The following is a 23,866-nucleotide window of genomic DNA, read 5'->3' on the forward strand; positions in this document are numbered from 1 at the left end:
AAAGAAAAGTAGGTGCCGCCCCGCACAGGGGCGACGCGTGAAGCTAGATAACAATTCGCGGATGCCAGCGAAAAGCAAAACAACGCAAACCAAACCGTCTACGCACAAAGCCTCAATACCCGAATACCAGCGCAAAAAGCAAAAGCAAAAGCAAAAACAGCAAAAAACCAAACCACAAACCATCCCAACCCCAACAGGTAAAATGCCCGCCGCATCCAGGCGAAAAAAACAACCCCAAGGACCACTTCAATGCTTGCCCGCATCACCCGTCTTTTCCCGCTGTGGGCCGTGCTGGCCTCCGTAGCCGCGTACTTCTCGCCCTCCTCCGTAACGGGCATCGCCCCCCACGTCACCACGCTCCTCACGATCATCATGCTGTCGATGGGCGTCACCCTCTCCATCAACGATTTCCGCCGCGTCTTCACCCGGCCCGCGCCCGTCGTCGCGGGCATCGTGCTCCACTACCTCGTGATGCCGCTCGCCGCATGGGCAATCGCAAAAGCGCTGCACATGCCGCCCGATCTGACAGCAGGCATGGTCCTGGTAGGCAGCGTCGCAAGCGGCACAGCATCGAACGTGATGATCTATCTCGCGCGCGGCGACGTCGCGCTGTCCGTCACGATCAGCGCCCTGTCGACGCTCGTCGGCGTGTTCGCAACGCCGCTCCTCACCCGCCTGTACGTCGACGCGTCGATCGCCGTCGACGTGCACGGCATGCTGATGAGCATCCTGCAAATCGTCGCGCTGCCGATCATCGTCGGTCTCGTCGTCAATCATCTCGCCGGCAAACTCGTGCGCAAGATCGAGCCCGTGCTGCCGCTGGTCTCGATGGTGTCGATCCTGCTGATCATCGCAGCCGTGGTCGGCGGCACGCAGAAGAGCATTGCGTCCGTCGGACTCGTCGTCGCGCTGGGCGTGGTGCTGCACAACGGCATCGGCCTGCTCGGCGGCTACTGGGGCGGACGCCTGCTCGGCTTCGACGAGGCCGTGTGCCGCACGCTCGCGATCGAAGTCGGCATGCAGAACTCCGGCCTCGCCGCGACCCTCGGCAAGCTCTACTTCACGCCGATCGCCGCGTTGCCGGGCGCACTGTTCTCCGTGTGGCACAACCTGTCAGGCTCGATGCTCGCAGGCTTCTGGGCAGGTCGCCCCGCCAAAGGCTCGACCGCCGATCAGGACGCAAACGCGCTGGCCCGCGAGCGCGTCTAAAGCCCGTCGACCGCTTCCCTTCCCGTTTCCTCCTGACACGCGGGCGCGTTTTTTCACGCTGCGCCGCGTGTCGCGCAGACACGTCACCCGCACGCCTCTCCCCACGCCAGACGCCGCCCCGGCTCATCCCATACCAGGCACGCGCGTTGCAGGGCCGGATTGTGTCGCTATCCGACCCGCATTAACGATTCCCCGTAGAATGGTCCGGTCGATAGACGACGCCAAGACGGCCATCCATGCCGCTCAAAGTGGAGGAACAAGCGTGTCGGTTAATAACACGAACGGCGCCACCGCATCGCAGCATCAACAGGATCAACGCAGTACCCGCATCTCGCGTCACGCGCCAGGCTCGATCTTGATGCGCGCGTTCGCGCTCATCGTGTCGGCGATGCTGCTGGCAGCATGCGCGGAGCGCCCGCCCGCCACCGCGTTCGACCGCCCCGTCACGCACGCCCTGCCTGCCACCGAGGCCACGCCGCTCGCCGCCGCGCTCGCCGCGCCCGAGCGCGCACATCCGGGCCAGTCGGGATTTCGCGTGCTGTCGGACGGCACGGAAGCGCTGCAAATGCGCATCGCGCTCGCGCGCGCAGCAACGAAGACGCTCGACATGCAGTACTACATCGCCGAGGAAGACACGACGGGCAAGCTGCTGCTCGCGGCCGCCCTCTACGCGGCCGATCACGGCGTACGCGTGCGCATGCTGGTCGACGATCTGAACTTCAAGGACATCGATCGCGTGATGGCCGCGCTGAATTCGCACGACAAGATCGAGATCCGCGTGTTCAACCCGTTCGGCAGCTCGGAAACGAGCTTCTATCAGCGCAGCCAGAACCTCTTCACGAAGGTCGGCGCATTCACGCGGCGCATGCACAACAAGGCGATGATCGCGGATAACCAGATCGCGATCGTCGGCGGCCGCAATCTCGGCGACGAATACTTTAGCGCGAGCCCCACGCTGCAGTTCCGCGATATCGACGTGCTCGCGGCCGGCCCGATCACGGCCGACGTTTCCGCAAGCTTCGACGCGTATTGGGGCGACAGCAACGCGTACCCGCTACGCGCACTGAACAAGCAGAAGTTCGATCCTCACGAGCTCGACGACATGCGCAACGAACTGCGCGCGCACTGGCGCAAGAACGCCGATCCTTATAACGCGAAGCCGCTGAACGCGACGCCGCTCGCCGCGCAGATCGCGAAAGAGGAACTGGGGCTCGTGTGGGCGAGCGCCGAGTTCAAGGTCGATTCGCCCGAAAAAATGAAGCTGCCCGCCGATCAATACAAGAGCCCGCCGATGCAGCGGCTCGTCGAACTGATGCACGACGCGCAGCGGGAATTCCTCATCACGTCGCCGTATTTCGTGCCGCACCAGGCGGGCGTCGACGCGCTCGGCCAGCTCGTGCAGCGCGGCGTGACCGTCAAGGTGCTGACCAATTCGCTCGCCGCGACCGATGCCGTCGCCGTGCAGGCGGGCTACAGCCCGTACCGCGTGCCGCTGCTCCAGCGCGGCGTGCAGCTGTACGAGTTCAAGCCGACGCCAGGCGACGAGGCGCCGAGGGCTGGCCTGTTCGGCTCGCAATCGAAAGCGAGTCTGCATGCGAAAACCTATGTGATCGACCGCAAGACGCTGGTCATCGGCTCGATGAATCTCGATCCGCGCTCGGCGCATCTGAATACGGAGCTGGCGCTCGTGATCCACAGCCCGCCCCTCGCCGACAAGGTCGCCCAGCTCTTCGACCAGGCGACGGCGCCCGGCGTCAGCTATCGCGTGACGCTCGCCACGCCGTCCGAGCTGGCCACGCTGCGCTACTCGGCGACGCCACAGGCGAAGCTCGTCTGGACCGACGAGGAAAACGGCCAGACTCGCCACTACAACCTCGATCCCGGCGCGGGCTTTTACCGCAACGCGCTGACGGGTCTATTCTTGTTGCTGCCAGTCGACGAGCAGTTATAACGGCGCAGTCTCACGTGCAGACGCTTTGCAAACCAGCTGCAGCGTGCGCCACTTTCCCGGAAGCCTTCCGATCACCTAGTCAAGCGGAGTAGAACATGACCGAAAATGTGCGCATGGAACGCGATACGTTCGGCGAAATCGCCGTGCCGAACGCGAAATTGTGGGGGGCGCAAACGCAGCGTTCGCTGCAGAACTTCAAGATTTCGACGGAAAAGCAGTCGCCCGAACTCGTCACCGCGCTCGCGATCATCAAGCGCGCCGCCGCTGAAGTGAATCTGAGCCTCGGCGTGCTCGACGCGACCAAGGCGAAGGCGATCATGGCCGCCGCCGACGAGATCATCGAAGGCAAGCACCCCGACGAATTTCCGCTCGCGGTCTGGCAGACGGGCTCCGGCACGCAGACCAACATGAACCTCAACGAGGTGATCGCCAACCGTGCAAGCGAGCTGATGGGCGGCGAGCGTGGCGAAGCGCGCCTCGTGCATCCGAACGACGACGTGAATCGCGGACAATCGTCGAACGACGTGTTTCCGACGGCCATGCACGTGGCGGCTGCCGTCGGCATCGTCAAGCATCTGCAGCCGTCGCTGAAGGCGCTGCGCGAGACGCTCGATAAAAAATCGAAGGCATTCGCCGATATCGTGAAGATCGGCCGCACGCACTTGCAGGATGCGACGCCGCTCACGCTCGGCCAGGAATTTTCCGGCTATGTCGCGCAACTCGATCACGGCGCGAAGCACGTCGAATCGGCGCTGCCGCATCTGTACGAACTCGCGCAAGGCGGCACGGCCGTCGGCACGGGCCTCAACGCGCACCCGAAATTCGCTGACGAAGTGGCGGCGGCGATCGGACGTCTGACGGGCCTGCCCTTCGTCTCAGCGCCGAACAAATTCGAGGTGATGGCAGCCGCCGACGCGCTGGTGTTCGCGCACGGCGCGCTGAAAACGCTCGCGGCGAGCATGATGAAGATCGCCAACGACGTGCGCTGGCTCGCGAGCGGTCCACGCTGCGGCCTCGGCGAACTGTCGATTCCCGAAAACGAGCCGGGCAGCTCGATCATGCCAGGCAAGGTGAACCCGACGCAGTCCGAAGCGGTGACGATGCTGTGCTGTCAGGTGTTCGGCAACGACGTGGCCGTGAACATTGGTGGCGCGAGCGGCAACTTCGAATTGAACGTGTTCCGGCCGATGATCGCCCACAACGTGCTGCAGTCGGTGCGCCTGCTTGCCGACGGCATGCAGAGCTTCAACGACAACTGCGCAGTCGGCATCGAGCCGAACCGCGAGCGCATCGATCAACTGCTCAATGAATCCTTGATGCTCGTGACGGCGCTCAATCCGCACATCGGCTACGACAAGGCCGCGAAGATCGCCAAGAAGGCCCACAAGGAAGGCACCACGCTGAAGGCCGCGGCGCTGGCGCTCGGCTATGTGACGGAACAGCAGTTCGACGAATGGGTGCGCCCGCACGACATGGTCGGCAACGCGAAGCCGTAGAACCCTTCCGCGAGGCTCTCTTCGCGAACATGCAGAGAGCCTCCGCGCGCAGGCTTGCTTACACCTTGCCCTGTGCCACTTCCTCGGGCTTCAGGTCGACGATCGCATCGAGCGCGGCCTTCACGTCCATCGCGTACTTCGCTAGCGCCTTGTGCTCGTCGGTTTGCGGCTCGAACGACGGCACGGGCACCGGGCTGCCGTTCTCGTTGACGGCCACCATCACGACGAGACAGTCGGTGGTTTGCAGCAGTTCGCCGCCTTTCGGGTCGCCGGCATAGACGGACACGTGGATGTGCATGCTGGTGCGCCCCGTCGCGACCACGCGCGCGCGCAGCTCGACCAGATTGCCGACGTGGATCGGCCGGCGAAAGCGGATATTGCCGACGCTGACCGTCACGCAATAGCGGCTCGACCAGACGGCCGCGCACGCGTATGCAGTTTCGTCGATCCATTTCATCAGCGCGCCGCCGTGCACCTTGCCGCCGAAATTGACCGAGGTCGGTTCGGCGAGGAAGCGGAACGTGGTTTCTGAACGATCCAGCGGCGCAGCGGTTGGCGTGCTCATCTTGACTCCCGTCACACAAATCGAAAGGAGCCGATTATACGAGCGCAATAAGGCGGCCGCTGTCCTATCGGGCGGTGGGCGTCATTCGACGCATGCGAGATGCCGGGAAGCGCCGCCCGGGCGGCGTTCGGTTCATCGCAGCGCGGACGCGAAGCGCTCGCGGTAATCGATCGGCAACACGCCGAAACTGCGCATGAACGCGCGCCGCAAGTTCTGCTCGCTGCCAAAGCCGCAATCGAGCGCAATCCGCTTCAACGGGCGGCGCGATTCGGCCAGCGCCCGCGACGCCGCCTCCAGCCGCATCGCCGATACCGTTTTCGCGGGCGTGCGGCCCACCTCGTCGACATAGCGGCGCGCGAACGTGCGCGGGCTCATGCTCGCTTCTTCGGCAAGCCGCTCGACGGACAGGTCGCCGTTCAGGTTCGACGCCATCCAGCCGTGCAGGCTGTCGAACGCGCCGCCCGCCGACGCCTGCGCCGCGAGCGCCGCGCTGAATTGCGACTGGCCGCCCGGCCGCTTGACGAACACGACGAGGCGCCGCGCGACCTGCATCGCGACGGGATGCCCGTAATCCTCCTGGATCAGCGCCAGAGCGAGATCGATGCCCGCTGTCACGCCCGCCGACGTCCACACGGCGCGCGAATCGTCTGCCTCGACGCCATGCAGCGGCTCGCGGATGAAAATCGGCTCGGCATCGACATGCACGCGCGGGAAACGCTCCGCAAGGCGGTGCGCGTCGCGCCAGTGGGTCGTCGCGCGGCGTCCGTCGAGCACGCCCGCCGCCGCCAGATAAAACGCGCCCGTGCACACCGAACAGACGCGCCGCACGTGCGGCGCGCGCCGCGCAATCCAGTCGATCAACGCGGGCTGCAGCGTGCGCGGATCGTCGACGGGAATGCCAGGGACGATCAGCGTGTCGATCGGCTCGTCGTCGAGCGCATCGAGGCGCTGCGTGACGACGGGCAAGCCGGGAAACGTGTCGAGCACGCCGCCGTCGATCGACGCGACCGTGGTTCGATATGCGACCGGCTCAAGCCGTTCGCCAGACGCCGGCGCCACGCGGCGCGCGTCACGCACGGTCAGCTCCGCGCGATGAAACGCTTCGAGCGGGCCGCATGCGTCGAGCAGCACGAGTTCGGGCGCGACGGCGAAAACGATGTGGCGAACCTGCGGCGCGGGCGTGTCGAGGGGTTCGTCGATAGCGTGAGGCATCAATAGATCCTTGAGCGGCAGGGTTCGACCGTTCACATACCGGACGCCGCAACCACCTGTCTGCGCGACCACGCAAAGGTGATCGTCGCCAGCGCTGCGAGCGCGAGGAACGGAAAAATCGCCACGTTGATGGCGGCCCAACCGAGATGCGCGAGCATCTGTCCCGCGCACAGCGAGCCGAGCGCGGAGAACGTGAAGGTGGTGAATTCGCTCGTCGCCTGCGTCTTCGCGCGCTCGGACGGCCGATACGATTGCGCGAGCAGCGTCGTGCCGCCGACGAACATCAGGTTCCAGCCGACGCCCAGGCACGCGAGCGCCGCATAGAAATGCGGCAGGTCGGTCGAGCGCAGCGCGAGCACGCCGCACAGCGCCGACAGCACGATGCCCGCGCCGATCACGCGCAGCACGCCGAAGCGCGCGATCAGCCGCGCCGAGAAAAACGACGGCGCGAACATGCCGACCAGATGCCATTGAATGATCTGCGCGCCATCGCCGATCGAGTGCCCGCACGCGACGGCGGCGATCGGCGTGGCCGTCATCACGAACATCATCACGGCGTAACCGAGCGCGTTGTTCGCGAGCGCGGCCACGAAGATCGGCTGCCGGACGATCGCGCGCCAGGGCCGCGCAGGTTCGCGGTGCGCGGCGGCATCCATGTGCGGCGCGGCGTCGCGGTAGAGGCTCGCCAGCAGCGCCATCGACAGCACGCCGAGTCCCGTCACCAGCGCATACGAGCCCGCGAACGCGACGGGCGCGAGCCAGTCCTTGCTCCACGCCGCCAGCGCCGGTCCGAGCACGGCTGCAACGACGCCGCCCGTGAGCACCGTCGAGATCGCGCGGCTCTTGGCGTCGGCGGGAACGGCGTCGGCGGCGGCGAGCCGGTAGTACTGCGCAAACGCCTGAAACACGCCGACGGTCGCCGTCCCCGCGCAAAACGCCCAGAAGCTCTGCTGAAAAATCGCATACACGGAGATCGCGCCGCCCGCCGCACCGATGCCCGCACCGAGCAGAAAGCCCGCGCGACGGCCAATACGCGCCATCAGGAACGACGCGAAAACCGTCGTCAGCGCGGCGGCAACGGTGATCAGCGAAAACGGCAGCGTAGCCAGGGACTTGTCGGCGGCGAGCGTGTAGCCGACGAGACCCGTGAGCGTCAGATCGATCGAAACCGACGACGTGTAGAGCGCCTGGCAGACGGCGAGCACGCGCGCGGCGCGCCGGCCGTGCGGGTCGGCATGACCGGGTGCATCAGCGCGGACGGCGGAAGCGGTGGGAATGGGCGGCGGCATCGGTGGCCTCGAGGCTGGGTGACGATGCCGGCATCGTCACATCGATTGCTCTGGCAGAAAGGCCAATGATGCATCAATTTCTGCCAGCCGCGCACAATTCGGTTCGCGGTTCGCGGGGTGGCGGCCAGATGCCGCGCGCGGCTCACTTGCGGAATGTGACGCCTTCGTCGATCGTGCCGTACATCGTGATGCTGCCCGACCCCGCCGACGACGAGCCCGAGCCGCCCTGCGCGCAAGCGCTGCACAGGACGACGGCGATGACCACGGCAAACAGGATTTTCATGACTGCGTTATTCGCTATACGGAAGAAAGCCTTTCGATTCTAGCCTGGCGCCTTTGACCGCCGCAGATTGTCTTGCCGGGCGACGCACGCGAGAATGCATCCGACGCTTCACGACAGCCTGAAACATCGAATGCGCATTCCGCCTAGAGTGGAGCCGTGACTAGCGCAACCAGAAACAGGAGACCCCGATGGCCGCTGCGTTTCCCTCCGAACCGAATCACTTTCCCGGTTTGAGCCGCATCGGCGCGCTGCTCGCCGATCCCGGCCGCGCCGCGATGCTGTGGGCGTTGATGGACGGCACCGCGCGTCCGGCGGGCGAACTGACGCTGATTGCGGGGCTGTCGCCGTCGGCGGCGAGCGCGCATCTCGCGCGGCTGACGGATGGCGGGCTGCTCGCGCTCGAAGTGCGCGGCCGGCATCGCTATTTCCGCATCGCGTCGGCGGAAATCGCGTCGACCATCGAGGCGCTCGCCAATGTCGCGCAAGCCACGGCCCCGCAACGCACCGTGCCGCGTCCGGCGCGCACCGTACCCGTCGACATGCGCTACGCGCGCACCTGCTACGACCACATGGCGGGCGAAGTGGCCGTGCGGGTCTACGAGCGGCTCATCGACAACGGTCTGCTGGCCGTCCACGGCGACGCGCTCGAAGCGACCTCCGACGGCACGGCGCTGCTCGCGCAATGGGGCATCGACGTGTCGCAGCAGCGCGGGCGCCGCCGGCGCTTCGCCTGCACCTGCCCGGACTGGAGCGAGCGGCGCCCGCATCTCGGCGGCGCGCTTGGCGCCGCGCTGCTCGATTCGTGGTCGTCGCAGGGCTGGGTCGAACGCACCGAGCGGCCGCGAATCCTGCGCGTGACGCCCATCGGACATCGTCAGTTCGACGCGTTTCTCGGCCATTGACGATCGATTCGTCCGACCAAAGCGAGCCACGCGACAACTTTTGTTACAGCGCCGTCTGGATGGCTTACAAATGACAGCGCCTTGAAACAGGGGCCAAAGGTACAGTGACTTCACACGGCGCCGCCCGACGCGGCGCCCGATGGAGCGACAACCATGAAATCACTCGCCACACCCGGTACGACATCCAGACACGCTAACCCTGGCCTTCGACGCGATGCGCGTCGGGCTTCGCTCGTGGCGCTCGCCGTCGCGGGCGCCTTGACGGCGCTTGCGCTGCAGAGCGCCGCGGCACAGGACGCGCCGCCGCCCGGCAACTATGCGCAAACCGCGCCCGACAGCGATCCGCCCGGACGCATCGCGCGCCTGAACTACATGGCGGGCACGGTCACGACCGAACCGGCAGGCGCGTCCGACTGGTCGTACGCGCAGGTCAACCGCCCGCTCACGACAGGCGACCAGTTGTGGAACGACAGGAATGCCCGCTCGGAACTGCACATCGGATCGACAGCCGTGCGCATGGGCGGGCAAACCAGCCTCGATATCCTCAACCTCGACGACAACAGCGCACAGCTGAAAGTCGCGCAAGGCACGCTGTCGACACGCGTGCGCGCGATCGCGCCGGGCTCGTCCTATGAGATCGACACGCCAAACCTCGCGCTGGGTGTGAACAGCCCCGGCGACTACCGCGTCGACGTCGCGCCCGATGGCAGCAGCACCACTGTTACCGTACGCAGCGGGAGCGCGACCGTCTATGGCGACAACGGTCAGATGCCCGTCGGCGCCGGGCAGCAGGTCACGTTCACGGGTACCAGCCTGCAACAGGTAGCCGCCGGCGGCGCGCCTGGCGCCGATCCGTTCGATCAGTGGGCAGCAAGCCGCGATGCCGCCGAGGAACGTTCGGTGTCGGCGCGCTATGTGTCGCGCGAGATGCCCGGCTATCAGGATCTCGACGCGAACGGCACATGGCGCAGCACGCCGCAGTACGGCCAGGTGTGGGTGCCGAATCAGGAGCCGGCCGGCTGGGCGCCGTATCGCGACGGCCATTGGGCCTGGCAGGCGCCATGGGGCTGGACATGGGTCGACGATGCGCCGTGGGGTTTCGCGCCGTATCACTATGGCCGCTGGGCTTATGTCGACGATTCATGGGCCTGGGTGCCGGGACAGGCCGCCGTCAGCGAGCCGCCCGTCTATGCGCCTGCCCTCGTCGCCTTTGTCGGCGATGGCGATGGCGGCGGCAGCGACTGGGGCGTGAATCTCGCGGTCGGCGGTGTGGCGGCGGCAGGTCTGGCGTGGTTCGCGCTCGGGCCCGGCGAGCCGTGGCATCCGCACTGGGGCCGCGACCATGACTGGAGCCCGCGCTATTACGAGCGCGTGAACAACACGGTCATCGTCAACAACCGCGTGGATATCCATAACAACATCCACAACACGTACATCAACTATCGCGCGCCAGGCGCCGTGACGGCGATGCCAGCGACGGCGTTCGTCCACGGACAGCCGACCAACCGCTTCGCGCATCGCGCCGATCCCGCGCAATGGCGCAACGCCCGCTTCAATGCGGGCGCGCCGGGCATCGCGCCCGTGAGGCAGAGCTTCGGGCCCGGGACGCGCAACGCCGCGTATCGTCCGCCGGCGAACGTGATGGCGCGGCCTGTCGTCGGTACGCGCAATCCGGGCGTCCCCGCTGCGTTTCATGACCGGCTGGCGCAGAGCTTCGCGCAAGGCGGCCACGGACGCGTGCCGGGCGCGGGCGAGCCGATCGTTCATACGTCGGTGCCGGCGCGCTTCGGTGCGCAGACGCTCGGCGGGAATGGGCCGGTCGCGAACGTTCGGGTCGTGCGCTCGCATGCGCCAGGGCAGATGCCCGGTGCCATGGCAGGTGCGCCCGTGGCAGGTGCTGCGGGCGGCCCGGGCGCTCAGCGACCCGGCGGCGGTGCGCCGCAGGGTGAGCAGCAACGCATGCCGGGACACGGCTTCGCACCAGGACAAATGGCGGGCGCGCCAAATGGCCAGCGGGCGGGTGGCGGCGAGGCGCCGCAGGGCAATGGCCAGCCGCACAGCGTGCCGGGGCAGCCGGGGAACGGCGTACCGCGTCCGCCGCAATTTGCGGGCGGCCGCCCGATGAACGGCATGCCTCAACAGCCGGGTCAGCCCGGAAACGCGCAACGGCCCGATACCGTGGCGGGTCAGCAGCGTGAACCCATGTGGACACAGCACCACGCGCCGATGGCGCAGCAACACGGCAATCCGCAGCAGCCAGGCGCGGCACAGACGCCTGGACAGCGTCCGCCTATGTCACAGCCGGGTCAGGTCGCGCAGCAGCGCGAGCCAGCGCAAAGACCGGGGAATGGGTTCGGCGGCGCCGTTGTACAAGGGCAGCCGCCGCATGGCCAGGATCAGCGTGGGCAGCCCGCACCGGTGCAGCAGGCTCAGGTCCAAGCACGTCCGGAGATGCATCCGCAACCCCAAATCCAACAGCCGCCGCGAGCCGATATGCGATCGCAACCGCAACAGCAGGCGCGTCAGGAATTCCGTCCGCAGGCCCAAGCCCAGCCTCAGCCTCAGCCTCAGCCACGTCCGGAGGCTCCTCCGCAGCCGCAGCAACCGCAACAGCAGGCGCGCCAGGAAATCCGGCCGCAGCCGCAACCTCAGCCACGTCCCGAGTTTCATCCGCAGCCGCAGCAACCGCAGCAGCAGGCGCGCCAGGAAGTGCGTCCGCCGCCGCAACCTCAGCCGCGCCCGGAGTTTCATCCGCAGCCGCAGCCTCAGCCGCAACCGCGCCAGGAGGCCCGTCCGCCGCAACAGGTGCAGCAGCCACATCCGCAACCCCAACCTCAGCCGCATCAGGACCAGCGCACGACAGGGGGCGGACACGACGAGCATCATCGCGGGTAAGAAGCGGCGTCACGCCGCAAACAGAAACGCCCGCCGCGATTCGCGGCGGGCGTTTCCCGTTCAAGTCGAAGAAGAACCGTCTACGGATCAGATCGCCATCGGCGCCGTCAGCGGTTCGTGATGGCGATAGCCGATCAGCGAGAAATCGGACGGCTCGATCTTCTCCAGCCACTCGGGCTCGTAGACGCCCGTCTTCGCATACTCGGGCACGCGCTCCGAAATCGAGAGCTGCGGGCTTTCGTACGGATCGCGCATCAGTTGCTGCTGCAACATGTCGAGCTGATTCTCGTAGATGTGCGCGTCGCCGATGAAGTAGGTGAACCAGCGCGGCGTATAACCCGTCAGGCGGCCGACGAGGTGCAGCAGCGCCGCCCCTTCCGTCAGGTTGAACGGCGTGCCGAGGCCGACATCGTTGCTGCGGATATAGAGGCACAGCGAAATCTCGCGCTTCGCGACGTTCGGCAGGAACTGATACAGCAGATGACAAGCCGGCAGTGCGATTTCCTCGAGCACGGCGGGATTCCACGCATGAAACAAAATCCGGCGGTCGGACGGATTCTTCATGATCGTGTCGAGACACTGGCGAATCTGGTCGATCGCCTTGTACAACAGCACCTTCTGCACGCCGTCTTCCTCGAACGTGGTGACGGGCGCGTAGCCGCGCGATGCCGCGTCTTCGAGCTGCGCGCTCGCCGTCGCGTCGAGCACCTTGTAGGCAGGCCACTTGCGCCACTGCACGCCGTACACGTCGCCGAGGTCGTCCGGGCCTTGCCGATAAGGATTGGCGAGCCACTGAGCGTTTTCGTTTGCGTTTCCGTCCCAGACCTTGCAGCCGAGCGCGCGGAAATCGGCGGCACTGCGCGACGCGCGCAGAAAGCCGATCAGTTCGCCGATCGCCGATTTGAACGCGAGCTTCTTTGTCGTCACGGCGGGGAAGCCCTGCTGCAGATCGAAGCGCAACATCGCCCCCGGCATGCTGATCGTGCGGATGCCGGTGCGGTTTTCCTGCCAGCTGCCGGTATCGAGGATCGTGCGGACGAGGTCGAGGTACTGTTTCATGCGGGTTCCTTCGGCAGAACGCTGGGCGCGCCGGACCGTTTCTGGGAAAAACCCGATTCTAGCAAGCCGGGCGAACGCACGTGAACGCGTCGGGCGCGCCGGCAGAACCGTCGCATAGGCAACCATCGCGAGTCTGAACGCTTCATGCACCGCAGATCGCGGCGTTTCGGAACGGACGCTTCGCAAACAAAAAGCCCGGTCAATCGACCGGGCTTTTGTCCTTACGCCAATCAGGTGGCCGCGCGGCAAGTGCTCACAGATGCGGCATGGTAGACGGCAACTCCGCGTGCGGTGCGAGCGGCTCGCTTTCCATATGCCGCATGCCGTGCGAGCACAACAGGCGGTACAGCGTGACGCGCGAAATACCGAGTTCCTGCGCGGCATCGCCGAGACGGCCGCGATGACGCAGCAGCGCCAGTTCGATCGCCTGGCGCTCGGCGGCCTCGCGCGCCTGCGCAAGCGACACCGGTACGATTTCGACATACTCGGCCAGTTCGAGATCGCGCGCCGTGATGGCCCGCCCTTCCGACATCACGATCGCGCGCCGCACGCGGTTGATCAGCTCGCGCACGTTGCCCGGCCAGCTGTAGTTGTGAAGCGCCGCGATCGCATCGGGCGCAAAGCCACGCAGCCGGCGGCTCGCATCTTTCCTGAAACGTTCGAGCATATGCCGCGCGAGCAGCTCGATGTCCTTGCCGCGCGCCCGCAGCGGCGGCTCGTCGATCTGCAGCACGCACAGCCGGTGATACAGATCCGAACGGAACCGCCCTTCGATCATCGCCGTGTTCATGTCGACGTGCGTCGCGGAGATGATCCGCACGTCCACTTCGATCGAGCCGTGTCCACCGAGCCGCTCGACCTTGCGCTCCTGAAGGAAGCGCAGCAGGCTCGCCTGGCTTTCGAGCGGCAGGTCGCCGATTTCATCGAGGAACAGCGTGCCGCCGTTCGCCGCTTCGACGCGCCCGATCTTGCGCTGGTTCGCGCCCGTGAACGCGCCGCGCTCATAGCCGAACAATTCGGATTGCAGCAGATGCGGAGGAATTGCGCCGCAATTGATGGGAATAAACGGCGCGTTGCGGCGCGACGAGCGCTCGTGAATGGCAACGGCCGTGAGTTCCTTGCCCGTGCCCGATTCGCCGGAAATGAACACGGGGGCGTCGGTCATCGCGACCTTGCGGATCGAGCGGAACAGCGCGAGCATCGCGTCGCACGACCCGACCATTTCGCCTTCCGTGCCGCCTTGCGACGCATCATTGGACGCTGGTTCGCCAAGCGAAACCATGCCATATGCATGACCGACTGAATCGACGATCCGGTCGCCCGAATAAGGCACGGTAACGTAATCGAAACAATAGTCGCGCACGAGCCGGCGCAATGCGGCGTCCTGCAACTGACCCGCCATCGTGGTTGCGACCCAGCCGACATTCGGCATGGTCAGACACGATTCAAACGCCGCGATTTCATGCTGCTGGAAACAGCTCGACAGATCGAGCAGACCACCCGCCGCCATCCCCGAGCGTACGGCGCGGCGGGCATCGCGTGCCGAACCGACGACCTCGACATGCCACCCGCGCTCATGAAAACGCGTGTTCAACTCCGCGCTGGGATCTCTTGATACGTAAATCAGTTGCCGCGTGGCGGATTCCATTATTCAGATCCTCTCGTCAACGAACGTTAAGGATGACGGCATGTGCTGATCTGGATTTAGCTTTTCAGGCACGCCTATTCGCACGGGATTCGCAAACAGCGAAAACCGAACGGCCATTCCATTCCGTACGGACAGCTGATCCCCGAAAAACGGCGCGTGTATTGAAACGGCCCAGTAGTGGGCTTTTTAAAATCGTATGCTGTGGATGAGAGCTTACTATACGCGCGAGCCGTCGAAAACAAATATGCGAACTAAATCGTTTAGCCTTGTCCGATAAGGGTTTGTGGTTCATGAGCATGCTCATTGGGGACCGATTAAAACGGTGGAAGCGCATTCACCATACTTTTTTATCAACGTACTACGCATGACTCGCGCTTAACGCATCGATTTGAAATCGGCGTGTTTTCGGGCCCAGGTTTCAGACCTGAAACGTTTACCTCCGATTTGACTCGGCCAACAGCCGCACCAATTCGCCACCTCCAATTCCATCAATGGATTGCGACAGATGGCACACGTTTCGCTAAATGTCCCTCACCAAGGAGAGACATCATGCGACTCGCTTTCCGCATCGACTCGAACCACATTTCACTACTGCCCGCCGGCGTCGCCGTGTGCGTCGCACTTGCACTGTCGTCAATGTCAGCTGGCGCAGCTGATACAGCTGATACATACGCACAGGCACCCTTCGCGGATGCGGCAAACGTGACGGCGCCCGCCGCGCCGCAGGCAACGGAAATCGTCGCGGAAGAGACGCCGGACGTGATCGCGGACACAACGACGGGTGTGGATGTTGCTAACGGAATTACCCCGACTGGCTCGCAGTTCACGAACGTGCCGGCCGACGGCGCCGCGACGAGCGACTTCGCGCTGGACGACCAGATGCTGTCGCGCCAGCGCGGCGGCGCGGCGGGCATGGTGATGGTCGCGGCGACGCCGCAGTTGCTGCGCGGCTCGGCCGTCACGCTGTGGGACGAAATCGCGCCGCCGTCGCCGCTGCCCATTCCCATCGATGCCGCGCGCGCCGCACAAGGTAACGTAGCGAACTACCAGAGGAAGTAACACGGCAACACGACATTGCAGACAAAAGAGATCAGTGCAGACTGTTTCGCACTCCAGATTTGATAGTCGGGGACATACAACATGATCGCTTCATGGGGGACGCTGTGCAGCCGCGCGATGGGTGCAATTAGCACGATTGGCGCGCCACGGCTCGCGACACGGCTGACCGTCATCGGCGGTCTCGCCGGTCTCGCCGGTCTGTCTGCCGCCGGCTTCGCAGGCCCGGCCTTCGCACAGGCCGCGAACCCGGGCGACATCGTCGTGCAGCGCGAGATCGCCCCGCGCATCGCCTATGCGCCCGTGCCGAAAGACCAGAACCCCGTCAGCGCGCGCGTCTCGACCTTCCCCGCCACCACCTTCAACCCGACGATGGCGCAAGTCGCGTCGGATGCCGACCTGACCAACGCGCACGGCTCGACGGGGCTCGACAGAAGCGTCGCGGGCGGCGCCGGCCTGCAGGCCGTCACGCGCATCCTCACGGGCAACACCACGAACAACAACGTCGCGCTCAACTCGGGCGGCATCGGCCAGCCGGCGCCGGGCGTGGGCGGCAACATTTCGTCGTCGGTGACGGGCGCGCTGGCGCCGCTGTCTACCGCGCTCGGCGGCGCGCTCGGGGGACTCGGCAAATGAATACGCTACGTCGCCTGCTTCCACTGCTCGCGGCACTCGCGCTCGCCGCCGGACAACCGTCGTACGCGCAGCAGGTGGGGCGCGTGAGCGGCGACGTGAGCGGCGACGCGAGCATCGCCACGGGCGCCGCCGTCAGCGCGACGGGCGCAGTCACGGTGAATCAGGCTGCGGGCCTGAACAACGCGCAGGCCAACCAGCTGACGATCACCAACGGCAACGCCGTCGCGAACGACAACGCGAGCACCCAGAGCGCCACTGCGCGGGTGCGGGTGCCGAGCGCGCGCGCGTCGATCGAAGGCAACGCATTTTCGAATTCGTCCGGAGCGGTGATGGTGAACCAGTCTGCGGGCGCAGGGAACCTCCAGCGCAACAGTGTGCTGCTCGGCACTGTGGCGCCTGGGGTCGAGACCGTCCCGGATGGGGTGCTATCCGCGACGGCCGCGAACAACGGCGGTCACGGTCGAGCGGTCCCACCACAAGGCGTCCGCGAGACCAGCATTTCCAGCGATGCCTTCAAGAACGTCAATGGAATCGTGCAGATCAACCAGACTGCCGGAGCCGGCAATGCCACGGCGAACAGTTTTGTGCTCCGTCCCCCGGCGGGCACGCTTTTCTAACTGACCATAACCAGTATCGGAGCGAAACCATGAAGCGCACTCTCATTGCAGCAGCCGTTCTCGCAGCCGCTTCCACCAGCGCCTTCGCGAGCCCGCTGAAGAACCCGTTCATTTTCAATGCGACGCTGGTTGGAGAAGCCGTCGGAATCGAAGGATTCGTCACGCTGTTCGGCTGCGTCGGCGTCTCCAGCACGGCGGGCGCAGTCGTCAACAATTCGCAGCACGCGTACGCGAACGCCTCGCTCAGCCCGAATGCGCAGTCGTACACGTCCGGCTCGATCACGACGCGGATCGACAACAGCTACAAGTCGATCAATAGCGGCGGCAGCGCATGGGCATCGCGGTCGACCTCGCACTCGTCCGAGTCGTATGGCGCGCAAGGCCATCAGGCATCGTCGGCCTATGCGTATGGCAGCCAGAGCAGCTCCGTCAAGGGCGGCGGCTTCGAGTTCAGCGCACAGGCGGCGTCGATTGGCGGCAGCTTCAGCCATGAAAGCCAGAACGCCGGCGGTCACATCTCGGCAGGCGGACATGCAGGCGTCAGCTACGAAACGGGTTCGCACTACAACCCGTGGACGGGCGACTCCTCGGGTCATGCCAGCATCTCGGGCGGGCTGTCGGCGGGCTACAAGGAATCGAGCTACCGCAACAGCGAGCAGATTGGCGGATCGTTCGGCGCAGTCGAAGCCTCGGGCCAGGGCAAGGCGTGGGGCTACGAGGCCAGGCAGGGCTCGGGTTACAAGGCCTACGCCGAGCAGTCGAGCGGCTATGAAGTCGAGAAGTCGAAGTCGCACGACAGCGTCGCTGCGCAATGGGGCCTCAACGCGTCGACTGCGAAGACGGACGTCGAAGTGTATGGCTCGGTCACGCAGCACATCAACACGCAGAAGGCGGGCAACCTGACGGCGACCACGGGCAGCAACGCCGCGCAGAACGTGAGCGGCAACATCGGCGTCAACATCGCGGAAGGCGTCAACAACGCGCAAAGCAACGACGCAGCGCTCGCTTCCGTCGATGCCGGCAACGTGTTCGGCAATGCCCAGGTCTTTAACAGCCAGAGCTCGGGCGGCAAGGCCAGCATCAAGAACTTCAACGTCAACGCCTCGGTCGGCGACGGCTCGCTGCAGTATGCGTCGGGCAATGTCGGCGTGAACGTCGCGTCGGGTATCAGCAACGTGCAGAACAACAGCATGGCTGCTTCGACGTCGACGGTCTCGCGCAGCCACGGCAGCGCGGCCATGGTGGCAACGGATGAGTCGTCGCAAACGGCGGGCGTGGACTTCCGTGGTTCGTTCGAAGGCACCGCGATGCTCGGCGCAGGCGCGCTCAGCCACGCGACGGGCAACATCGGCGTGAACATCGCGGGCGGCGCGGGCAACGTGCAGCACAACGGGCTCGCCATCGCTTCGATGAACACCAGCCGCTAAAAAGAGGCAGCTGAAACAGGCAGCCATACGGGATGCGCCGGCGGCCAATGCAGCCGCCGGCGCGACTTGGCAGGAGACCAGCATGTCCCGGTTTGACCGGTTCCCGGCGTTACGACCCGCCGCAACTGTCCTTGTGCTCACTACTTGCGCCTTGTGTGCGCGAGTGCACGCACAGGCGAGCGTCGACACGTCTACCCTCGCAGGTATTCCGCTTACAAAAACGGTGCACTCGATGAGGGACCTGCGTTACCGCCATATCGTCAGCCAGCAGTTCGATTACAGCTGCGGTGCGGCGGCGCTCGCAACCCTCCTCAAGTACGGCTACGGCATCGACATCCCCGAGACAGACCTGATCCGCCGGATGATGGTTTTCTCGACGCCCGAGGTCGTGGTCAAGAACGGCTTCTCGATGCTCGACATGAAGAAGTTCGTCGAGACGATCGGGCTGCGGGGCCGCGGATTCCGCGTGAACACGGACGCGCTGTATCACCTCCAGGTGCCCGTCATGGTTCTGATGAACCTCGACGGCTATGAGCATTTCGTGATCGTCAAGCACGCGCAGGACGGTCGCATCTTCATCGCGGACCCCGCTCTCGGCAACCGGATATTGCTCGAGGAAGACTTCGCGAAGACATGGAATGGCCTCGTATTCGCAGTCGTCGGGAAACCTTTCAGGGAGGATTCCCCGCTGTTGCAGGACAACGAGTCGCTGGCCTTGCGGCTGCGCGAGCGCGCGCTCGCCAACGGCACGGCCGCGACTCCCTTTGTCGAATACGGCTTGATCAAGGCAGACCTGTTCTGACCACCCATGAAGCACTACCTCAATCAGCCCGGCCGCACCTGTCTCGCGACATTGATCGCTACGGCTTGCGGCCTCGCCACCAGCGCTTTCGCCGCCGACGCCTCGAGCTCGCGCGACGTGGCGCCGGCGGCGATCCAGTGGCAAAGCGTCGGGGATGACGTGCTCGCCCAGCAGACCGGAAAAGGCGCGGGCGGACAAATGATCTCCGGTTTCGTATTGAACGTACTTTCGCAATGGCAGTTGCCGAACGGCGCGAACGCGCTTGCGCAAGGCAGCCTCTCCGTTGCACGCGATGCGGCGAACGCGCTGACGGCCAACGTCAACACGCTCGCGCGCGTCACCGACGGCCGCGGCAATCCGGGCGCAGACCCGAATGCCCGGACGATCGGCGGACAACGCATCGCGGTCAACGGCGTATCGCAGGTCACGCAGGTGGCGGGCGATCGCAACGCCGGCTTCAACACGGCGACGATCGACTTCAACAACAATCCGCAACTTCTGACAGGCGGCACGAATGCGCAGAGCGCGGCGGCATCGAACGCGTCGGGCAACCTCAAGGCGGGCATCTCGTTCGGCAACGGCGGCGTGACCGTCGCGCTGCAGACGCCTGCCGGCATCGCATCGCAAACCATTGCACCCAGCAACGCGCAACAGGCCGGCGCGATCGCCCAACTACTGCAGATTGCAGGCAATAACCAGCAAGTCGCCAACCAGTTGCAGCTCTCGTTGCAGACGGCACCGATGTCGTCCGCGATGCTGCGCCAGGCCGGCGTACTACAAGCCCTGCAAAACGCGGTAAATGCAAGGAGATAGGGCGGGCCGCCACCCGCCGGCAGGCGTCATCAGGAGGAGAAGTTACAGAAAGCGGCAGCACGAAGCATAAGAACCAGCCAAGTACTGCCAGTTTCACCGGGGGAAGAATAATGATGATCGATACAACAGGCAGGAAGCCGCGAGTTCGACTCGCGGCTATACCTGCTGCCGCGATGCTATTCGCGTTGTCGCAGGGGGTTGGCGCACAAGCCATCAACAACCAGTCGCTCGAAGAGCGGCTCAACACGCTGATGCGCGTCGTCGACGAGCAGCAGCGGCAGATTCACTCGCTCGAACGGCAGGTCACGAATCTGGAAATGTCGCAGCGCGGCCGCGGCGCGCCGGGCTATGGCGCGCCAGCCGGCAGCGAAGCCGTTGCCGAGCAGCCAGGCGCGGACGGCCTGCCGATGCCGCTGCCGCCGCTCGCCCAGGTGACGCCGGGCGCGCCCGCGCCGGGCAACGCGACGGGCACCGCGACGGGCGTGCCCGTCAATCCGCCCGCGCCGGAAGGCTCGACCTCGGCGGGCTCGCCCGGCACCAGCAATCCCAACGCGCAGGCGAGCGGCCCCGGCCTGCCGGAAGGCGCCGTCGGGCAGACGCAGAAAGCCGCCGAGCCAGTGCGCACGCAGGCCGAGGAAGCCGTCGTGCAGCGCGAGCACGCACCGCTCTTCGATCACAAGCTGACGCTGGACTGGGGTATCAGCGATACCTACTACGACCGCCGGCAGCTGCAGCTGTCGGGCTTCCTCGCGCTCGACGCGATCTTTCTCGGCAACATCAATCTGGGGCAGACCAAGTCGCACCAGGTGATGGCCGATCTCGACGTGCGTTACGGCCTCACGGACCGCATTAGCGTCGATGTCGACGTGCCGTATGTCTACCGGCACAGCCAGTTCATCGTCGGCGGCGCGGGCGGCGCGGCGAATACGCTGTCGGACGCGTCCGTCAATTCGAGTTCGGTGGGCGACGTGAACTTCGGGCTCTACTACCAGATCCTGAAAGAGACCAACAACATCCCCGACGTGGTCGGCAGCCTGCGCGTGAAATCGCCGACGGGCACCTCGCCGTTCGGCATCAAGGTCGTGCAGCTCGAACCGGACAACACGAACCTGGTCGCGCCGTCAAAGCTGCCCACGGGCACGGGCTTCTGGAACCTGACGGCAGGCCTGTCGGTGCTGAAAACCTATGACCCTGTCGTGCTGTTCGGCAGCCTGTCCTACACGTACAACATCGCGCGCTCGTTCTCGGATATCTCGTCGATCGCCGGTCAGACGCAGCCCGCGACCGTCAAGCTCGGCGATATCTTCCAGCTCGGCGCGGGCGTCGCGCTCGCGTTCTCCGACAAGGACTCCGCCAGCATCTCGTACACCCTCGCACTGCAGCCCGCGTCGAAAACCAAAGCGCCCGGCGGCGATTACGTGAAGGTGCCGGGCAGCGAGACGACGGCGGCCGTGATGAATTTCGGCCTGAACCATGTAGTGAACAAGCATCTGACGATCAACGGTTCGGTATCGATCGGCATGACGCCCGACGCGCCGAACTATGTGATCGGCGTGCGCTTTCCCTATACCTTTTGACGTGACACCGATACGAGGCAGATCGTGCGCGAAACTTCTCATCTGAGCTCCGTTCCTCCGCTCGCAGGCTCCGGGTTGCGTCTGGCCGTTTCACGCGGGAACGACACGCCTGCTACGTGTCCCGCGGCCGTCGACACGCCGCGCGTCGCCGCGCCCGATCCCGGCACGCGCATCCTGCTGTACGCCGCGCGCACGCCCGACGACGCGCTCGTCGAGCATCTGAAGAGCCGTGGCTGGAGCGTGCTGGTCGCGCGCTCGGCGCACGAGATCGGGCGGCTCGTGAAGCCCGCGACGATGTGCGCGGGTATCGTCGACATGGCGAGCTTTTCGGTGCGCGATCTGCCGGGCCTGGAGGCGAGCCTGCGCGCGCAGCAGGTCGGCTGGATCGCGCTGGCGAATCCCGAACGGCTCGCAGACCCGGCCGTTCGGCGGCTGATCAGGCATTACTGTTTCGACTACGTGAAGATTCCCGTGGCAAACGCGACGATCGACTATCTGGTCGGCCACGCGTACGGCATGGTCAATCTGTGCGACGCCGACCTGCCGCCCGACACGACGGGCGCGAGCGACGACGAGATGGTCGGCACCTGCGAAGCGATGCAGCAGCTGTTCCGCACGATCCGCAAGGTCGCGAACACCGACGCGAGCGTGTTCATCTCGGGCGAATCGGGCACGGGCAAGGAACTGACGGCGCTTGCGATCCATGAACGCTCGCCGCGCCGCAAGGCGCCGTTCGTGCCGATCAATTGCGGCGCGATTCCGCATCATCTGCTGCAGTCGGAGCTGTTCGGCTACGAGCGCGGCGCGTTCACGGGCGCGAACCAGCGCAAGATCGGGCGCGTCGAATCGGCCAACGGCGGCACGCTGTTTCTCGATGAAATCGGCGATCTGCCGATGGAAAGCCAGGCGAGCCTGCTGCGCTTCCTGCAGGAAGGCAAGATCGAGCGGCTGGGCGGGCACGAATCGATTTCCGTCGACGTGCGCATCATCTCGGCGACGCACGTCGATCTGGAGGGCGCGATGGGGGATGGGCGCTTCCGCCAGGACCTGTTTCACCGTCTGTGCGTGCTGCGCGTCGACGAGCCGCCGCTGCGCGCGCGGGGCAAGGACATCGAACTGCTTGCGCATCATATTCTCGGCAAGTTCAAGACGGACAATGCGCGCAAGATTCGCGGCTTCACGCCATCGGCGATCGAGGCGATGTACAACTACCACTGGCCGGGCAATGTACGCGAGCTGATCAACCGGGTGCGCCGCGCGATCGTGATGGCGGAAAACAAGCTGATATCCGCTGTGGATCTCGACCTCGCGAACTTCAGCGAGCAGCAGACGATGAGTCTTGCCCAGGCGCGCGAGGCCGCGGAGAAGCGTGCCATCGAAGTCGCGCTGCTGAGGCATCGGCACCGGCTCAACGAGGCCGCCACGGATCTTGGAATTTCGCGTGTGACGCTGTATCGGCTGATGGGCACGCATGGATTGCGCGATACGTCGAGCGACGACAAGGCGGGTTTCAGGGCCGATGAGAAGGCTGATGGCAAGGGTGCGTTTAGCGGCGACCAGCAATCGCGCGAGTGACGGTTGCTGGTGATTTCGCTGTTCGCGCGGGCATCCTTGAGCGAGGCGCGTTCTCGCGGCATTCTCGCGGACGGGGCGCGGTCGGGTAGAATCGGCTTCCGCTTTCCATCCGCTTCACTTTTCGCATGACGACGCTGACGCTGATCGTCGCTCGCGCCCGCAATGGCGTGATCGGCCGTGATAACCAGTTGCCCTGGCGGCTGCCCGAAGACCTCGCATTCTTCAAACGCACGACGATGGGCGCGCCTATTGTCATGGGGCGCAAGACGCATGAATCGATTGGGCGGGTGCTGCCTGGGCGGCGCAATATCGTCGTGACGCGCGATGCTCAGCGACGCTTCGACGGGTGCGATACCGTTACCAATCTCGATGATGCGTTGGCGCTCGCGGCGCGCGATGGGGCCGCCGAGGCGTTCTTGATCGGCGGTGCGCAGTTGTATCAGGAAGGTGCGCTTCGCGCGGATAAGATGATCGTTACTGAAATTCATGCCGATTTTGACGGCGATGCGAGGTTTCCGGCGCCTGATCCGGCGGTTTGGCGTGAGGTTTCTCGCGAGATGCATCGGGCTAAAGAGCCGAATGATTTTGAATATGCGTTTGTGGTTTATCAACGCGTAGCGAGGTAGGGGTTTTTGTCTGCGACGCTATTGGTTAGGGTGCTAGCAGGTTCGTGTTCTTTGCTTCTGCGCTGGTATCCGCGGTTTGTTTTGCGTCGCTGGCATCCGCGTTACGGTGTTTGCTGTTCGCGCGTTGCCCGTGCGGTGTGTTGGCCTTTGCTTTCGCTGGCATCCGCGTTACTTTAGCGTGCTTCACGCGTCGCCCCTGTGCGGGGCGGCACCTACTTTTCTTTGCCG

20 protein-coding genes are annotated in these 23,866 nt (G+C 65.2%); 14 read left to right on the forward strand and 6 right to left on the reverse strand.

The window, feature by feature from the left end:
• Window positions 1-249 precede the first annotated feature (249 nt).
• The 3 genes from panS (at window position 250) to fumC (ending at window position 4,656) form a co-directional block, all read left to right on the forward strand.
• Window positions 250-1,209, forward strand: a complete 960-nt coding sequence (panS, locus tag KFO72_RS34860; protein ID WP_107201903.1) for a ketopantoate/pantoate/pantothenate transporter PanS — start codon at window positions 250-252, stop codon at window positions 1,207-1,209.
• A gap of 262 nt (window positions 1,210-1,471) precedes the next feature.
• A complete protein-coding gene (locus KFO72_RS34865; RefSeq protein WP_225034001.1) occupies window positions 1,472-3,160 on the forward strand; it encodes a phospholipase D family protein in 1,689 nt (562 codons plus the stop codon).
• A 95-nt stretch (window positions 3,161-3,255) separates the two neighbouring features.
• Entirely contained in the window at window positions 3,256-4,656 is a 1,401-nt protein-coding gene (fumC, locus tag KFO72_RS34870; protein WP_225034002.1) for a class II fumarate hydratase, read from the forward strand.
• A 58-nt stretch (window positions 4,657-4,714) separates the two neighbouring features.
• Here fumC and KFO72_RS34875 read toward each other — a convergent pair whose 3' ends face one another.
• From KFO72_RS34875 to KFO72_RS34890, 4 genes are all read right to left on the reverse strand, one after another.
• On the reverse strand, window positions 4,715-5,221 hold the full coding sequence (locus KFO72_RS34875; RefSeq protein WP_035990128.1) for an acyl-CoA thioesterase: 507 nt from the start codon (window positions 5,219-5,221) through the stop codon (window positions 4,715-4,717).
• A gap of 132 nt (window positions 5,222-5,353) precedes the next feature.
• Window positions 5,354-6,433 (reverse strand): GlxA family transcriptional regulator, encoded by a 1,080-nt coding sequence (locus tag KFO72_RS34880; protein WP_225034003.1) that lies wholly within the window; start codon window positions 6,431-6,433, stop codon window positions 5,354-5,356.
• A gap of 32 nt (window positions 6,434-6,465) precedes the next feature.
• Window positions 6,466-7,722: an MFS transporter gene (locus KFO72_RS34885; protein WP_225034004.1), complete on the reverse strand. Its 1,257-nt coding sequence runs from the start codon at window positions 7,720-7,722 to the stop codon at window positions 6,466-6,468.
• Window positions 7,723-7,864: 142 nt separating this feature from the next.
• Complete coding sequence (locus KFO72_RS34890) at window positions 7,865-8,005, reverse strand: hypothetical protein (RefSeq protein WP_007588226.1); 141 nt, start codon at window positions 8,003-8,005, stop codon at window positions 7,865-7,867.
• Window positions 8,006-8,193: 188 nt separating this feature from the next.
• Here KFO72_RS34890 and KFO72_RS34895 point away from each other — a divergent pair, with 188 nt between their 5' ends.
• Complete coding sequence (locus KFO72_RS34895; protein WP_225034005.1) at window positions 8,194-8,907, forward strand: ArsR/SmtB family transcription factor; 714 nt, start codon at window positions 8,194-8,196, stop codon at window positions 8,905-8,907.
• A 153-nt stretch (window positions 8,908-9,060) separates the two neighbouring features.
• Entirely contained in the window at window positions 9,061-11,802 is a 2,742-nt protein-coding gene (locus KFO72_RS34900; protein WP_225034006.1) for a DUF6600 domain-containing protein, read from the forward strand.
• An 87-nt stretch (window positions 11,803-11,889) separates the two neighbouring features.
• Here KFO72_RS34900 and KFO72_RS34905 read toward each other — a convergent pair whose 3' ends face one another.
• Window positions 11,890-12,861, reverse strand: coding sequence for a thymidylate synthase (locus tag KFO72_RS34905; protein WP_054934116.1), 972 nt, complete (start codon window positions 12,859-12,861; stop codon window positions 11,890-11,892).
• A gap of 253 nt (window positions 12,862-13,114) precedes the next feature.
• On the reverse strand, window positions 13,115-14,509 hold the full coding sequence (locus KFO72_RS34910; protein ID WP_035990122.1) for a sigma-54 dependent transcriptional regulator: 1,395 nt from the start codon (window positions 14,507-14,509) through the stop codon (window positions 13,115-13,117).
• A gap of 549 nt (window positions 14,510-15,058) precedes the next feature.
• Between KFO72_RS34910 and KFO72_RS34915 the strand changes: the two genes are divergently transcribed.
• The 9 genes from KFO72_RS34915 to KFO72_RS34955 all read left to right on the forward strand — a co-directional run bounded on the left by KFO72_RS34915 (window position 15,059) and on the right by KFO72_RS34955 (window position 23,638).
• Window positions 15,059-15,568 carry a hypothetical protein gene (locus KFO72_RS34915; protein ID WP_224102235.1) on the forward strand — a complete coding sequence of 170 codons (510 nt, stop codon included), beginning with the start codon at window positions 15,059-15,061 and terminating at the stop codon, window positions 15,566-15,568.
• An 81-nt stretch (window positions 15,569-15,649) separates the two neighbouring features.
• Window positions 15,650-16,201 carry a hypothetical protein gene (locus KFO72_RS34920; RefSeq protein ID WP_225034007.1) on the forward strand — a complete coding sequence of 184 codons (552 nt, stop codon included), beginning with the start codon at window positions 15,650-15,652 and terminating at the stop codon, window positions 16,199-16,201.
• Window positions 16,198-16,818 carry a hypothetical protein gene (locus KFO72_RS34925; RefSeq protein WP_225034008.1) on the forward strand — a complete coding sequence of 207 codons (621 nt, stop codon included), beginning with the start codon at window positions 16,198-16,200 and terminating at the stop codon, window positions 16,816-16,818. Before KFO72_RS34920 ends, KFO72_RS34925 begins: the two co-directional genes overlap by 4 nt.
• Window positions 16,819-16,847: 29 nt before the next feature.
• Window positions 16,848-18,245 (forward strand): hypothetical protein, encoded by a 1,398-nt coding sequence (locus KFO72_RS34930; protein WP_054934112.1) that lies wholly within the window; start codon window positions 16,848-16,850, stop codon window positions 18,243-18,245.
• 82 nt (window positions 18,246-18,327) lie between these two features.
• A complete protein-coding gene (locus tag KFO72_RS34935) occupies window positions 18,328-19,047 on the forward strand; it encodes a C39 family peptidase (RefSeq protein WP_225034009.1) in 720 nt (239 codons plus the stop codon).
• 6 nt (window positions 19,048-19,053) lie between these two features.
• On the forward strand, window positions 19,054-19,860 hold the full coding sequence (locus KFO72_RS34940) for a hypothetical protein (protein ID WP_054934110.1): 807 nt from the start codon (window positions 19,054-19,056) through the stop codon (window positions 19,858-19,860).
• Between the two features lie 110 nt (window positions 19,861-19,970).
• Window positions 19,971-21,437 carry a hypothetical protein gene (locus KFO72_RS34945; RefSeq protein ID WP_054934109.1) on the forward strand — a complete coding sequence of 489 codons (1,467 nt, stop codon included), beginning with the start codon at window positions 19,971-19,973 and terminating at the stop codon, window positions 21,435-21,437.
• A gap of 24 nt (window positions 21,438-21,461) precedes the next feature.
• Entirely contained in the window at window positions 21,462-23,012 is a 1,551-nt protein-coding gene (locus tag KFO72_RS34950) for a sigma-54 dependent transcriptional regulator (protein WP_225034010.1), read from the forward strand.
• 125 nt (window positions 23,013-23,137) lie between these two features.
• On the forward strand, window positions 23,138-23,638 hold the full coding sequence (locus tag KFO72_RS34955; protein WP_054934107.1) for a dihydrofolate reductase: 501 nt from the start codon (window positions 23,138-23,140) through the stop codon (window positions 23,636-23,638).
• Window positions 23,639-23,866: the final 228 nt, after the last annotated feature.

The sequence above is a fragment of the Paraburkholderia sp. XV genome (genome assembly GCF_020177535.1).
Taxonomy (GTDB): domain Bacteria; phylum Pseudomonadota; class Gammaproteobacteria; order Burkholderiales; family Burkholderiaceae; genus Paraburkholderia; species Paraburkholderia caribensis.

Excerpts from the sequence above, each read along its gene's own strand:
- panS (WP_107201903.1), top strand. The coding sequence starts at position 250 with ATGCTTGCCCGCATCACCCGTCTTTTCCCGCTGTGGGCCGTGCTGGCC.
- fumC (WP_225034002.1), top strand. The coding sequence starts at position 3,256 with ATGACCGAAAATGTGCGCATGGAACGCGATACGTTCGGCGAAATCGCC.
- KFO72_RS34875 (WP_035990128.1), bottom strand. The coding sequence starts at position 5,221 with ATGAGCACGCCAACCGCTGCGCCGCTGGATCGTTCAGAAACCACGTTC.
- KFO72_RS34880 (WP_225034003.1), bottom strand. The coding sequence starts at position 6,433 with ATGCCTCACGCTATCGACGAACCCCTCGACACGCCCGCGCCGCAGGTT.
- KFO72_RS34885 (WP_225034004.1), bottom strand. The coding sequence starts at position 7,722 with ATGCCGCCGCCCATTCCCACCGCTTCCGCCGTCCGCGCTGATGCACCC.
- KFO72_RS34890 (WP_007588226.1), bottom strand. The coding sequence starts at position 8,005 with ATGAAAATCCTGTTTGCCGTGGTCATCGCCGTCGTCCTGTGCAGCGCT.
- KFO72_RS34895 (WP_225034005.1), top strand. The coding sequence starts at position 8,194 with ATGGCCGCTGCGTTTCCCTCCGAACCGAATCACTTTCCCGGTTTGAGC.
- KFO72_RS34900 (WP_225034006.1), top strand. The coding sequence starts at position 9,061 with ATGAAATCACTCGCCACACCCGGTACGACATCCAGACACGCTAACCCT.
- KFO72_RS34905 (WP_054934116.1), bottom strand. The coding sequence starts at position 12,861 with ATGAAACAGTACCTCGACCTCGTCCGCACGATCCTCGATACCGGCAGC.
- KFO72_RS34910 (WP_035990122.1), bottom strand. The coding sequence starts at position 14,509 with ATGGAATCCGCCACGCGGCAACTGATTTACGTATCAAGAGATCCCAGC.
- KFO72_RS34915 (WP_224102235.1), top strand. The coding sequence starts at position 15,059 with ATGCGACTCGCTTTCCGCATCGACTCGAACCACATTTCACTACTGCCC.
- KFO72_RS34920 (WP_225034007.1), top strand. The coding sequence starts at position 15,650 with ATGATCGCTTCATGGGGGACGCTGTGCAGCCGCGCGATGGGTGCAATT.
- KFO72_RS34925 (WP_225034008.1), top strand. The coding sequence starts at position 16,198 with ATGAATACGCTACGTCGCCTGCTTCCACTGCTCGCGGCACTCGCGCTC.
- KFO72_RS34930 (WP_054934112.1), top strand. The coding sequence starts at position 16,848 with ATGAAGCGCACTCTCATTGCAGCAGCCGTTCTCGCAGCCGCTTCCACC.
- KFO72_RS34935 (WP_225034009.1), top strand. The coding sequence starts at position 18,328 with ATGTCCCGGTTTGACCGGTTCCCGGCGTTACGACCCGCCGCAACTGTC.
- KFO72_RS34940 (WP_054934110.1), top strand. The coding sequence starts at position 19,054 with ATGAAGCACTACCTCAATCAGCCCGGCCGCACCTGTCTCGCGACATTG.
- KFO72_RS34945 (WP_054934109.1), top strand. The coding sequence starts at position 19,971 with ATGATGATCGATACAACAGGCAGGAAGCCGCGAGTTCGACTCGCGGCT.
- KFO72_RS34955 (WP_054934107.1), top strand. The coding sequence starts at position 23,138 with ATGACGACGCTGACGCTGATCGTCGCTCGCGCCCGCAATGGCGTGATC.